12 protein-coding genes are annotated in these 14,145 nt (G+C 35.3%); 4 read left to right on the forward strand and 8 right to left on the reverse strand.

What is annotated here, in order from left to right; all coding sequences use genetic code 11:
* Positions 1 to 1,299: a cytochrome ubiquinol oxidase subunit I gene (locus tag A8143_RS05450; RefSeq protein ID WP_070137797.1), complete on the reverse strand. Its 1,299-nt coding sequence runs from the start codon at positions 1,297 to 1,299 to the stop codon at positions 1 to 3.
* A 454-nt stretch (positions 1,300 to 1,753) separates the two neighbouring features.
* On the opposite strand from A8143_RS05450, the gene A8143_RS05455 reads away from it, so the two are divergent.
* From A8143_RS05455 to A8143_RS05470, 4 genes are all read left to right on the forward strand, one after another.
* Positions 1,754 to 2,851, forward strand: coding sequence for a glycosyltransferase family 2 protein (locus A8143_RS05455; protein ID WP_070137798.1), 1,098 nt, complete (start codon positions 1,754 to 1,756; stop codon positions 2,849 to 2,851).
* Positions 2,852 to 2,942: 91 nt separating this feature from the next.
* A complete protein-coding gene (locus A8143_RS05460) occupies positions 2,943 to 4,292 on the forward strand; it encodes a hypothetical protein (protein WP_070137799.1) in 1,350 nt (449 codons plus the stop codon).
* Positions 4,292 to 5,329, forward strand: a complete 1,038-nt coding sequence (locus tag A8143_RS05465) for a hypothetical protein (RefSeq protein ID WP_070137800.1) — start codon at positions 4,292 to 4,294, stop codon at positions 5,327 to 5,329. Before A8143_RS05460 ends, A8143_RS05465 begins: the two co-directional genes overlap by 1 nt.
* Positions 5,330 to 6,601, forward strand: coding sequence for an oligosaccharide flippase family protein (locus A8143_RS05470; RefSeq protein WP_070137801.1), 1,272 nt, complete (start codon positions 5,330 to 5,332; stop codon positions 6,599 to 6,601).
* Positions 6,602 to 6,610: 9 nt separating this feature from the next.
* On the opposite strand, the gene rfbB is transcribed toward A8143_RS05470, so the two are convergent.
* The 7 genes from rfbB to A8143_RS05505 are packed head-to-tail and all read right to left on the reverse strand — an operon-like array spanning position 6,611 to position 14,092.
* The gene (gene rfbB, locus A8143_RS05475; RefSeq protein ID WP_070137802.1) at positions 6,611 to 7,663 is read right to left on the reverse strand and encodes a dTDP-glucose 4,6-dehydratase; all 1,053 of its coding nucleotides are present in this window, start codon (positions 7,661 to 7,663) and stop codon (positions 6,611 to 6,613) included.
* A 1-nt stretch (position 7,664) separates the two neighbouring features.
* Positions 7,665 to 8,969, reverse strand: coding sequence for a nucleotide sugar dehydrogenase (locus A8143_RS05480; protein ID WP_217494784.1), 1,305 nt, complete (start codon positions 8,967 to 8,969; stop codon positions 7,665 to 7,667).
* 21 nt (positions 8,970 to 8,990) lie between these two features.
* Positions 8,991 to 10,034 carry a Gfo/Idh/MocA family protein gene (locus A8143_RS05485; RefSeq protein ID WP_070137803.1) on the reverse strand — a complete coding sequence of 348 codons (1,044 nt, stop codon included), beginning with the start codon at positions 10,032 to 10,034 and terminating at the stop codon, positions 8,991 to 8,993.
* Positions 10,031 to 10,606: an acyltransferase gene (locus tag A8143_RS05490; RefSeq protein WP_070137804.1), complete on the reverse strand. Its 576-nt coding sequence runs from the start codon at positions 10,604 to 10,606 to the stop codon at positions 10,031 to 10,033. Before A8143_RS05490 ends, A8143_RS05485 begins: the two co-directional genes overlap by 4 nt.
* Positions 10,607 to 10,612: 6 nt before the next feature.
* A complete protein-coding gene (locus tag A8143_RS05495; RefSeq protein ID WP_070137805.1) occupies positions 10,613 to 11,608 on the reverse strand; it encodes a UDP-glucuronic acid decarboxylase family protein in 996 nt (331 codons plus the stop codon).
* A gap of 2 nt (positions 11,609 to 11,610) precedes the next feature.
* The gene (locus tag A8143_RS05500; RefSeq protein WP_070137806.1) at positions 11,611 to 12,924 is read right to left on the reverse strand and encodes a UDP-glucose dehydrogenase family protein; all 1,314 of its coding nucleotides are present in this window, start codon (positions 12,922 to 12,924) and stop codon (positions 11,611 to 11,613) included.
* A gap of 40 nt (positions 12,925 to 12,964) precedes the next feature.
* A complete protein-coding gene (locus A8143_RS05505) occupies positions 12,965 to 14,092 on the reverse strand; it encodes a DegT/DnrJ/EryC1/StrS family aminotransferase (RefSeq protein ID WP_070137807.1) in 1,128 nt (375 codons plus the stop codon).
* Between the last annotated feature and the right edge of the window lie 53 nt (positions 14,093 to 14,145).

Genomic DNA, 14,145 nt, shown 5'->3' on the forward strand with positions numbered 1-14,145 from the left:
TCAAGGGGTGTTTAATTTGCGAACTTGTCGATTCATTAACCAAAATACTGTAAAAGATAAACCGAGGTAAATCAATAGGTATAAGTAGAAACTGTATTGCATGCCTTGGATCGGCGTAACTGCATCTTTCGTTTTCATAATGCCTTGGATTATCCAAGGCTGGCGTCCTAGTTCGGTGACCATCCATCCAGCTTCTAAGGCAATAAATCCAAGTGGAGTGGCAAGAACAAATGCCCAAATGAACCATTTTTTACCGATGAGGTTTGATCTTTTCATTGATAGGAAATAAATCGCACCCAATAACATCAACAAAGTTCCAATACCAACCATAACCTGAAAGGAGTAATGCGTTAACGCTACTGGTGGGTGTTCATCTTTTGGAAATTCGTTCAAACCTTTGACTTCTGCGTTGAAATCCCCAAAGGCAAGAAATGATAGTGCATTTGGGAGGTGAATGGCGTAATCAACCGACTGCGCTTTTTCATCAACAATACCACCAATTATTAGGTCTGCGCCTTTCTCAGTTTCATAGTGTGCCTCCATGGCAGCAAGTTTTACAGGCTGTCGGACAGCGATATCTTTGGCGGCTATATCGCCACTAATAGGAATTAAAATTGCGGCTATTGAACCATAGAGAAGGGCAATTTTAAATGCGTTTAAATGTAAAATTGGATTTTTTTTACGATGATATTGCCATAAATGTAGCCCGCCAACGGCAAACCCTACAGCAACAAAAGCAGCTAAAGACATGTGGAGAGCTTGTGAAAACCAAGCATCATTTAATAAGGCTCCTATTGGATCAATATTTGAGAAAACACCATCTTTATAAGTAAATCCACTTGGTGAATTCATCCATCCATTGGCGGCAACAACCAGAATACCAGAAGCCAAACCAGAAATGCCAACTATTAAACCTGTGGTCCAGTGGAACCATTTGTTTTTGATTTTTTGCCAACCGTAAACATAAAAGCCGAAGGCAATTGCTTCTACAAAAAATGCAGTACCTTCTAATGAAAAAGGCATACCAATTATTGGACCAGCATGCTTCATAAATTCAGGCCAAAGTAATCCTAACTCAAATGATAACATCGTACCAGAAACAGCTCCCACCACAAAGAATATCGCGACTCCTTTTTGCCAAGCTTTTGTCAGGGTTAAAAAATGCTCTTTACCGGATTTAATCCATTTATAATGCGCCGTGATCATGAGAAAAGGCATCACCATTCCGATTGCGGCAAAAACAATGTGAAAAATCATTGAGGTTGCCATCTGCATTCGTGCAGCAATTAGGGTGTCCATTTTGACCTTGTGTTTTGAACAGTGAATTTACGAAAAAAAGTATTCATAAACGGAATAAAAAATAGATTCCTTTATTAAATTTTGCATTTAAACTTTAGAAATTGAAATAGGTTAAAATCATTTGGATAAGCTCAAGTTTTTTTTAAAATTTTTATCCGTCTTCAAGTTTGTGAAATTACATTTTATATATAGTTGTTGGACAGGTGTATAGCTGCTTTAGTTGGTTTATTCTTATTCGTGAATCTCAAGGCAACTTTAAAGAATGATTGGTGTATTAAAGCCGGGCAACAAACCCTTTTGAATTTTTACCAGTTATCTACTACATTATACGAAGCTAAAATATGAGGAAAATGTACAAAAAAGGGAAGGTTAAATTTGGAAACATTCTAGTAGGCCTAACCTGTCCTTATGATTCATTTGATTATATTTACGGCCGACAAAATATCCCCCGATAATGATTGATGGAAAAAAAGTAGCGGTAGTTGTTCCTGCATATAATGAAGAAACGCAGATAGGCATGGTGATTGAATCTATGCCTGATTATGTTGATCGAATTGTAATTGTAAATGATAAATCAAAGGACAAAACAGAGGAAGTAATATTAGAGTACATTAAAAAAGATGGTAAATCTCCAATCAGTTTAAAACCATTTCCTACCCCTGTCGTTAAGAACATATATAATGAAGCGGAGCAAGTTGTTCGCCAAATAGAACTCGAAGAAATTAAGTACTATGTTCCTTCCGAAATCAAGAATGAAGATCCTGACAATAGTCGTATTATTTTGATTAGCCACCTTGAAAATGGTGGGGTTGGAGCGGCAATTTCAAGAGGGTATAAATGGTGTAAAGACCATGAAATTGATTGTACCGCAGTAATGGCTGGTGATGGGCAAATGGATCCAGCAGAATTATTTGGAATTTGTGCACCTGTTGTTCATGATAATGTGGATTATGTGAAAGGAAATCGTTTAATTCACCCAAGTGCAAAATATGTCATTCCTAAAACACGTCTTTTTGGTAATTCGGTTTTGTCAATTTTGACAAAAATGGCCTCAGGTTACTGGCGAATTTCAGATACACAAACTGGTTATACAGCGATTTCCTTATCGGCTTTGAGAAAGATAAAAATACATGATATTTATAAAAGTTATGGTATGCCAAACGACACCTTAATTAAATTGAATATCAATCATTGTACGATAAAAGAAATTGAAATCAAACCAATTTATAAGGTTGGGGAACAGTCTAAGATGAAGATCATGAAGGTTATTCCAACCGTTTCGATGCTTTTGTTAAAAGGATTTTTCAAGCGATTATGGATAAAATACTTCGTGCGAGATTTTCATCCTTTATTCTTGTTTTATTTGTCTTCCTTTATTTTAGGGTTAGCATCATTACCTTACTTGTTTAAAATTTTGAAATTCGTGTACAATGATGTTACAATAAATACCCAGCCTTTATTAGCCTTCTTGTTTTTGTCAATTAGTGGTTTGCAGGCGTTTATTTTTGCAATGTGGATGGATATTCAAGATAATGAACGACTTTACAAATAACTAATTTCCTTTACTTATATTAGAGGCGACTATGTTGAAATAAGGATAAATTTGAAAACTTATTCGACTTTGTAAAACAAAATTACTTTTAATGGTTTATTTTATACTTCTTGTAAAGTATTTTATTTACGTTTTTTTAGGAGGACTGGCTTTCTATTCTGTTTCAACCCGTTTTTTTAATTTGAGTGAGTCCAATAAAAAAATGTACTTTTTATACTCGCTAGGAATAGGCCCCGCAATAGCGAGCATTACGCTTTATTACCTTTATCTTTTCTTTCCAAAGCAAGAAAACTTTTTCTATTTGGGAGCTATAATTTTTTTGTTTATCAGTATGATTGTTCTGAATAAAAGCGCAATCGGAGAGTATTCAAATTATTACAAAAAAGCGATTAATTCGTATAAGAGTCTTTTCTTATTCAACAAAGAACTTAGAAATTATTTATACAGTTACAAATCGTTAATTGTCGGTTTGATAATAGCTTTTGTTTTATTTGAAATTAATTACGGCTACCGAACATATTTAAATATTATATATGGTGGTATCGGATTAATTATATTAATTGCTTGCATTGTAAGTAGCAATTTTAGATCCAAAGTAAAACAGGGGTGGAAATTTTTTTCGAATCTACTCAAAGACATATTTACCTTGAATTTTTCACGTGAAAATTATCCCGGTTTAAATGCTTTCTACTCGCATTTTGTTAGGGACAATAATTTTTATTTTTTAGCTATTACTTTATTTTTTTTGGTTGGGCTAAAGGCGCTTTTACTTTTTTTTACGATTGGGCACGATTTTGTACAGTACCTTGTTCAAGCAGAGTTTATTTTTAAGCAAAAAGCAATTATTTATGAGTCGCATATTTTTTACCCTGAAAATGGTTTTTATTATGTTGGTTTGCATGGTTGGTCGTTTCCACTACAATATTCACTAGAGTGTTTAGTCGATGATTTCATGGGGTATGGTTATGGTATGTATTTTAAGAGCTTGACGACATTCTATGGTATATTAATAATCTCAGTGGTTTATTTTACTGTAAAAAAACATTTTAACCTCTTTTATGCTTGTGCGGCAATGTTTGTTTTGATTTTCGCAAAGGGATTCTTAACAGCGACAACAAACGCTCATATTGATGCTTATCGTATATTTTTCTTTGTACTATCCTTCTATTTTACACTTAGGTTGATTGATAATGGTAGGTCAAATGAAATTCCTCTGTTAGCATTTCTTTCTGGAACCTCGGCTTTTGCCCATTCTTTAGGGGTGATTATTGCCGTAATATTTGGTTTTACAATACTCTTTTATCTTCAAAAAAAATGGGTTTCTAAAATCAAAGACGCTCTAATTTATGGGGTGTTAACATTAGTTTTTGGAGGGGCTCATTATATTATTGATGTATTTTACGGTACAGGTTGGATTTTTAAAGAAATAGAATTTTATTAATGGAAGTAGAAAGGAAGCATACCGCTAAACTATTAGTTTTGGTAACAGTTGGCTTTTTGCTGTTTACAGAATTATTGAGATTAATATTGAACAGAGAAGTACCTGGTGCAGATTTTAATTTGACTTACCGAAAAATTGAGACACTCGATAAATTGATCATGAACGGTATGTTAGGTCATTTTTTTCGCTTTAGTGTTTTTGGGATTATCAACCTTATAATTCTTCCATTCTTAGTCAATGACTTACTTAAATATAAAAAGTTGCCAAACTTACATCGAGCATTTCTTTTTATGTACTGTGGTATTCTCTTAGTAGTAGGAATTAAAGGTTATTTTAATCCAAGATATACATTAACCTTATTCCCTGTTTCAGTGGTTTATCTTTTATATAGCCTTTGGACTTTGTTTAGGCGGAAGGGCTGGGTGATTTATATGAAATGGGTGCCGTTTGTTCTTGCATTTTTAGCAATTTACGATTTTGGAAGGAAGATCGTTACCATTGAGCCTTATCATGAGTTCATGGAAGAGCATCTATATAGTCAACAATATAAAGGAACGAAAAATGGGGTTAACATAGAAATGGAAATTACTCGTGTTACAGCGTTTCAAGGAATGGTTGATGCCATAATAAACCAGAATCTCGCAGATTATAAATACAATCCAGACTTCTACGATAGTTATCCTAATTTGTCTCAACGAAAAATTTTCGATTTTATACAAGCAAATTATGAAAATGGAGGAAAAAGAGTATTGACGAATAATATTCCAGCTATTTATCATAATACGGAAGCTTATGCTGTGTTCTACTGGTGCGGTGAAGATATTGTTTATGATGGTGATGGACAATGGCACTTATTTGAAGGTAGAACGCAAGAAGAGGTAAAGTCTTACTTGCTAGATACCATGGATGTTGGTTTCATTTATACCTATGAGCCTTACAATAATTATAATCCAGAATTCCATGAATTTTTGCATGATGAATGCAAAATAATCGAACAGACTTTCAACACCTATCAGCTGTTTAAAATAATTGAATAGATGAAAAAATCAAAGATTAATAAATTCTCTTTAGATGCTTTATTTAATTTGTTGTCAGTAGGATTAGGAGGAGTGCTCTACATATTGATGAATACCATCATCTTGGAAACTTTTGGCGAAGAATTGTTGGGTATTTTTAATTTGACTTACGCCATATATATGGTTTTGGCTCAAATTGCAATTTTTGGTGTACACTTATCTGTCCAGATGCATATTCCAAGTTTGTTACGTAATCAGGAAGGAATCAATAATTCAATATCAGCTTCCTTAATTTTATCTTCATTAATTTCAGTTGTTCTCGTGCTTGTGGTTTTTCCAATGTCTGGGTTCATCGCAAATTCTTTCGGTATAGAAGAGCTTGAATTAGCCATAAAGAGTTGTGTTTGGGGGCTATTCTTTTTTTCCATGAATAAAGTTTTGATGGCTTATCTAAATGGGCTTAGAAAAATGCAAGCCTTTGCTTTTTTCACTTTTTTAAGACTTCTACTAATGTTCTTGTTTGCCGCGTTAAATTGTTATGTAATTGAAGATTCAAGTGGTTTAGTATCGTTATTCGCATTTACAGAAGCTATCCTCTTTGTTGGATTAATGATCTATTCATTAAAGTTTTTTAAAATTCGGTTCAATAATGCTGTCCAATCATATATAGTCAAGCATTTTAAGTTTGGTAAACAGGCCTTTTTAGGCAATTTATTGTTAGACATTAATACACGTGTTGATGTTATAATGCTTGGCTATCTTACCAATGAAGGGGCAGTGGGTGTTTATAGTTTTGTTTTGGCAGTTTCTCAAGGTGTTTTGCAGATACCTGTAGTTTTTAGAAATAATATTAATCCGGTGATAACGAAAGCGGCGGTTTTAAAGAATGTTTCTGGAAAATTGGGGGTTATTCTACGGGAGAATATTAGCAAGTTTTATAAGGTAATAGGAGTAATTGCCTTAACAACTATTGCTTTCTACCCTCTTGGTTTATTAGTGTTGGGGATTGAAGAAAATTTTAATACCTATTGGTTGCTTTATGCTATAATTGTAGGTGGAATTGTGATTTCCGCAGGTTATCAACCATTTACAATGCTTTTTAACCAGATGAAAAAACCAAAAATACAATCTAAGTTGTTTTTTTACTTGTTTTTAATCAATCTAGTGGCTAATTATGTTTTTATTGGATTTTTAGGTGTTTTCGGAGCGGCATTGGGAACAGCCATTTCTTATATTTCTTTGATTTTCTTAATCAAGTTTTTAGCAAAAAAACACTTTCAACTTTATATATAACAGCAAGTTTTAACCGTAATGCTTCTTATAATAATCTTGATAGTTGCCGGAGGTGATTTCTTTTACCCACGTGTCATTTGCTAAATACCAATCAACTGTACGGTTTAATCCTTCTTCAAATTGAATAGAAGGCTCCCAGCCTAAGTCATCTTTAATTTTTGTTGCATCTATTGCATAACGCATGTCATGACCGGCACGATCCTGGACAAAAGTAATTTGTTTTGCTGATGTCCCTTTCTCACGACCGAGGCGATCATCCATTATCTCACATAAAAGATGTACGAGTTTTATATTGGTTAATTCATTCCATCCACCAACATTGTAAGTTTCGTTGATTTTGCCCTTATGAAAGATAGTGTCAATTGCACGGGCATGATCATTTACCCATAGCCAATCTCTTACGTTCACTCCTGTTCCATAAACGGGTAGCGGTTTTCCTTCTTTAATGTTATTTATCATTAAAGGGATAAGTTTCTCTGGAAACTGATGTGAACCGTAATTGTTGGAGCAGTTCGACAGTTTAATATTCATCTTGTAAGTGTGCCCATAGGCTCTTACAATATGGTCTGAACTGGCTTTTGATGCTGAATATGGGCTGCGTGGATCATAAGCGGTTGTTTCTGTGAAAAATCCTTCAGTTCCTAACGAACCATAAACTTCATCTGTGGACACATGATAAAAAATGTGGTTATCGGCTTTCCATGTCGTTCTTGCAACATCCAACAAATTGGCGGTGCCAACAATATTTGTTGTGATAAAATCCAAAGGACCGCTAATAGATCGGTCTACATGAGATTCAGCGGCAAGGTGAATAACATCTGAAATAGCATACTCTTCAAATACTTTAGCTAAAGCAACTTTATCGCGAATGTCACATTTAACAAATGCGTAATTCGACTTGGTTTCAATATCGCTAATATTTGCAAGGTTGCCCGCGTAAGTTAATAAATCAAGGTTGATGATTTTATATTGCGGATAATTATTTACAAATAATCGAACCACATGGGAGCCGATAAAACCGGCTCCACCAGTGATTAAAATATGCTTTTCAAACGTGTTCATTTTATAAACTCCAGTAATCGATAGTTTTGATTTTGTCTTTGTAAATTCCTTTTAAATCTACGACAATACCATTATCTCCAGTTAACATTTTAGCAAAATCTGCCTCAGTTAAAGATACATATTCTTTATGATTAACAGCAACAATGACTGCATCATAATCGTTTGTAGGTGTTTCTGTTAATGAAAATCCGTATTCCTCAAATAGTTCTTCAGAGTCGGCATGTGGGTCGACAACATGCACTGTACAAGCAAATGATTGTAATTCTTGAATCACATCAACTATTTTCGAGTTTCTAATGTCGCTGACATCTTCTTTAAACGTAGCACCAAGTATTAATACTTTAGATTCCATCGGGTTTTTTCCATGAGCAATCATCTTTTTCACAGTTTGTTTACCTACATAGAATCCCATTGAATCGTTTACGTAACGACCAGAGTTTATGATTTTTGCGTGATACCCTAATTGTTTTGCTTTGTGTGTTAAGTAATAAGGGTCTACACCAATACAGTGGCCACCAACTAAACCTGGTCTAAAATTTAGGAAGTTCCATTTAGTTCCAGCAGCGTTTAAAACATCATACGTGTTAATACCCAGACGATTGAAGATAATAGACAACTCGTTTATCAAGGCAATGTTTACATCGCGTTGCGTGTTCTCAATAATTTTTGCAGCTTCCGCAACTTTGATTGAGGCTGCACGATGTACTCCTGCTTCAACAACAAGTTCATATGTTTTCGCAATTTCTTCTGCGGAAAAATCATCACAACCTGAAGAAACCTTAACGATTGATGCTAAAGTGTGTACTTTATCTCCCGGATTAATTCGTTCAGGTGAATAACCCACTTTAAAGTCGTCCATGAATTTTAAACCAGATACCTCTTCTAGTACAGGGATACAATCCTCTTCTGTACAACCTGGGTATACGGTGGATTCATAAACAACATAATCTCCTTTTTTTAGGGCTTTTCCTACAGTAGTACTCGCGCCTATCAACGGTTTTAAGTCTGGCATTTTACCAGAGTCAATTGGTGTAGGAACGGCAACGATAAAGAACGTTGCTTCTTTCAAGTCATCAATATTTGCCGTGAATTCAATATTACACCCTTCAAAATCAGAAGCTTCTAATTCATTACTTGGATCGATATTGTTTTTCATCATCTCCACGCGCTTTTCGTTGATGTCAAATCCGATTACATCAATTTTACGTGCAAACTCTAAGGCGATTGGTAATCCAACATAACCAAGACCAATTACGGCAAGTTTCGTTTCTCTATTGACTAATTTGTCATAAATGTTTACGTCCATTTTTTTTCTTTTATCAGTATTTTAGTTGCGCAGTTTTTGCTTGTCTCTAACTGCGTAAATTCGTTCAATTATTTCAACCACTTTCAATCCTTCTAAAGCATTGGTGGTAGGTTGCTTTCTCCCTTTCAATGAGTCTACAACGTTTTCAATAATATAATGGTGATTGGCTGCAGAACCTTTGTAGGCCCCATAATCATTAGCCGGGTTTGATGGTGGAAGCTCAGGCATTTCGTAATTTTCAATATTACAAACTTCAATCTCATTCATGTATTGACCACCAATTTTAACACTTCCTTTTGAACCAATTATGGTCATAGAACTTTCGAGGTTAGCATTCCAAACTGAAGTAGAATAATTGAGAGACCCCATTCCGCCTTTAATGAAATCAAAACTTACGAATCCTGAATCTTCAAAGTCAGTGGAATCCTGGTGCGTGAAATCGGCAAATTTACCTTGGATATTTTCAATGTCACCAAAAAGCCAATACATTATGTCTATAAAGTGGGAAAATTGGGTGAATAAAGTTCCTCCATCGAGGTCTTTTGTTCCTTTCCATCCACCAGGTTTGTAGTAACGTTCATCTCTATTCCAATAGCAGTTCAATTGCACCATAAAGATGTCGCCTAAAAGTTCTTTTTCTACCACCTCTTTTATCCATTCAGACGGAGGTGAGTATCGATTTTGCATCACACAAAATACTTGTTTAGAGTGTTGTAATGCCGTATAAATTACACTTTCGCAATTGTCTTTTGAAAGACCCATAGGTTTTTCACAAACGACGTGATGATTTTTTTCTAAAGCTGATTTTGCTTGTTGTGCATGTAAACCATTTGGTGTACAAATATTAACGACATCATAAGACAATTCACTTGCAAGTAATTCGTCAATTGAATTAAAGAAAGGGACTCCTTCAAAATCTTCTAATCCACATTCCTCTTTCGGTCGTACATCAACTAATGCGATTAATTCTGATTCTTCATTACGTTGAACCATAGTTGCATGACGTTTCCCAATATGTCCACATCCAACAACTGCAAATTTTACTTTTTGATCTGTTTTGATCATGCTATTCGTGTTACTTTATTATTTTCCAATTTGTATTTTTCGCCACTTTCTGGGCAAGTCGCAAGTCCATTTTCGTTAAATTCTAATCGGTGACCAAAGGTAGACATCCAGCCAATTTGTTTAGCCGGATTTCCCACGAGTAATGCGTAAGCAGGAACTTCCTTGGTTACAACAGCACCAGCACCAATAAAAGCATATTCACCAATTGGGTTGCCACATACTATAGTTGCATTAGCTCCAATAGACGCCCCTTTTTTAACTACAGTCTCAAGGTATTCACCTCTACGGTTAACAGAGCTACGCGGATTTATGACATTTGTAAAAACCATTGAAGGTCCTAAAAAAACATCATCCTCGCATATTACTCCCGTGTAGACCGAAACATTGTTTTGAATTTTAACATTATTCCCTAGAATGACTTGGGGTGAAATTACAACATTCTGTCCGATGTTACACCTGTTTCCAATCGAACAGTTCGACATGATGTGCGAGAAGTGCCAAATTTTAGTGTCTTCACCGATTACACATCCTTCGTCAATGACTGCTGTTTCATGCGCAAAATATTCTGCCATAAATGCTTATTTTACGATAAATTTATCAAAATTATAGTGATCCTTCTCATTCAGTTCATCTTCGGATAAACTTTTGAAGTATTCATATGTTCTTTTTAATCCTTCAGCCCGACCAATTTGAGGTTCCCAACCAAGAATTTCTTTTGCTTTCGAAATGTCCGGTTGACGCTGTTTTGGATCATCAGCAGGAAGGTCTTTGTAGATTACTTTTTGGTCGGTACCCGTTAGTTGAATAATTTCTTCGGCAAATTCACCTATAGATATTTCGTTAGGATTTCCAATGTTTACAGGTTGACTATAGTTAGAGTGAAGTAGACGAACAATTCCCTCCACTAAATCATCAACATAACAAAACGATCGGGTTTGTGACCCATCTCCAAATACCGTTAAATCTTCACCTCTTAGCGCTTGTCCAATAAATGCAGGTAAAACACGACCGTCATTTAAACGCATTCTTGGTCCATAAGTATTAAAAATTCGAACAATTCGCGTTTCTACGTTATGGAATGTATGATAAGCCATTGTCATTGCTTCTTGAAATCGCTTGGCTTCATCGTAGACACCGCGTGGTCCAATTGGATTAACGTGTCCCCAATAATCTTCTGTTTGTGGATGCACCTGTGGATCACCGTACACTTCAGAAGTTGAAGCAATCATCAGTCGTGCATTTTTTGCTTTAGCTAAACCTAAGCAATTATGAATTCCTAAAGATCCAACTTTTAATGTCTGAATAGGAATTTTTAAATAGTCGATTGGACTTGCAGGAGAAGCAAAATGGAGGATAAAATCCAGCTCTCCAGGGACGTGAATAAATTTACTTACATCGTGGTTGTAAAACTCAAAATTTTCTAATGGGAAAAGATGTTCAATATTCTTTAATCGTCCAGTAATCAGGTTGTCCATTGCAATTACATGATAATCGTCCTTAATGAAACGATCACATAAATGCGAACCTAAAAAACCTGCAGCACCTGTTATAAGGATTCTTTTTCTATTTGCCATGTTTAGTTGGTTATTGTTTCTCTTCCGATACTTTCATAATAGAACCCTTTTCCTTTCATTTCTTCAAGTTCAAAAAGGTTACGGCCATCAAATATCTTTGGTTGGTTTAATCTGCTTTTAATCTGGTTAAAATCCGGATTACGGAATGCGCCCCATTCGGTTGCAATGATGAGTGCATCTTTTCCGTCGAGAGCATCGTATTGATTACTTGAGAATTCTACAATATCTCCTTTTTGCTCTTTCACATTTTCCATTGCTTCGGGATCAAAAGCCGTAATGGTTGCTCCCGCTGATGTTAAGGCATCAATTATGTATAAAGCCGGAGCTTCACGTATGTCGTCTGTATCGGGTTTAAAAGCTAATCCCCACAAAGCAAAGGATTTACCTTTAAGCTCACCGAAATGATTTTTAAGTTTCTCAACAAGCCTTAATTTTTGAATATTATTCACACGTAAAACGGCATCAATAATTTCAAATTTATAATCGGCTTCATTTCCTGATTTCACTAAAGCTTGCACATCTTTCGGAAAACAAGATCCACCATAACCAATACCTGGAAATAAAAAACGCTTTCCTATACGAGTATCAGATCCAATTCCAATTCTTACTGCATCTACATCTGCACCAACTCTTTCACAGAAGTTTGCAATTTCGTTCATGAACGTGATTTTAGTAGCCAAGAAAGAGTTTGCAGCATATTTTGTAAGTTCAGCTGACTTTTCGTCCATGAATAAAATTGGATTTCCTTGTCTAACAAATGGTTTGTATAGTTCACGCATTACACTTCGCGCCTTTTCAGAGCTCGTTCCAATCACAACGCGATCAGGTTTTAGGAAATCATCTACAGCGAATCCTTCTCTTAAAAATTCTGGGTTTGAAACAACATCAAAGTCAACAGTCGCATTTTTTGCAATTGCAGCATGAACTTTCTCTGCTGTTCCTACAGGTACAGTTGATTTGTCAACAATTACCTTGTAATCGCTAATCATTTTCCCGATATCATCTGCTACACCGAGTATATAACTTAAATCAGCAGAACCATCTTCTCCCGGAGGTGTTGGAAGCGCTAAAAATATAATTTCGGATTCGTCTAGCGCCGACTTTAGGTCAGTGCTAAAAGTTAATCGTTCTTGCTTAATGTTACGTTCAAAAATAACATCTAAATGAGGTTCATATATGGGAACCTCACCATCTTGCATTTTTTTTACTTTCTTTTCATCTATATCAACGCAGATTACTTGGTTTCCAGTTTCTGCAAAACATGTACCGGTAACAAGACCTACATATCCTGAACCTACTACAGCTATTTTCTTCATGAAATTATAATTTTCTTTTTCCGTGCTTTATAAAAGCGGATTATTTTAAATATGATTTTACCGATTCGCAAATATAACTTAATTGTTCTTCAGACAATTCGGTATGCATTGGTAATGAGATTACACACTCGCATAATTCGTTGGTTACAGGAAAATCATCATGATTGTATTCATCTGCTCCGTATGCTTTCTGTGTATGTAACGGTACAGGGTAATAAATCATAGCAGGTATGTCTTTTGATTTTAAATATTCCTGTAGCCCAAACTGATCAAGTCCTTTAATTTTTAAGGTGTATTGATGGAATACATGGGTGGAATAATCAGCAATTTTTGGTGTTTCCACTCGGTTATCATCTTTGAAAAATTCAGAATAATAAGCTGCTGCTTTTTGACGTGCGTCAATATAGTCATCCAAATGTCTCAGTTTAATTCTCAATACAGCAGCCTGAACAGAGTCTAAACGTGAATTAACGCCTAAACGGTCATAATAATAACGTTTACCCATTCCATGATTTACTATTGATCGAAGGATAACTGCAAGTTCATCGTTATTCGTGAAAATAGCTCCGCCATCACCAAAACAACCTAAGTTTTTTGAAGGAAAGAATGATGTTGTACCAATGTCACCAATAGTTCCTGCAGCCCTCTTAGTTCCATCAGCTGAAGTATGAATGGCTCCAATTCCTTGGGCTGTATCTTCAACTACTGCTATATTGTGTTTTTTTGCAAGCGCCATAATTGCATCCATATTTGAACATTGCCCAAATAGGTGTACGGGTATTATAGCCTTGGTTTTTGGTGTAATTGCCTTTTCAATTTCAGCAATTGAAATATTGAAAGTATCTCTATCTACATCAACAAGAACAGGTTGTAATTTTAGTAAACCAATTACCTCTACTGTTGCTGCAAAGGTAAAATCGCTTGTAATTACCTCATCTCCTGGCTCCAAGCCAAGTGCCATCAAGGCGATTTGAAGGGCATCTGTACCATTTGCACATGGGATAACATGTTTTACTCCAAGGTAATCTTCTAATTCTGTTTGAAATGATTTGACCTCAGGTCCATTGATAAACTGCGCGGTTTGAAACACATTTTGTGTTGCTTGATCGACTTCGTCTTTTATTTTTTCGTATTGGGTGACTAAATCAACCATTTGTATTTTTTTCATCTCTCTGTTCGTTTAACGTGTGATGGGGTATTTCTACTTGTAAAAATACCTTT

This window comes from Crocinitomix algicola, assembly GCF_001661595.2.
Classification (GTDB): Bacteria; Bacteroidota; Bacteroidia; order Flavobacteriales_D; family Crocinitomicaceae; genus Crocinitomix; species Crocinitomix algicola.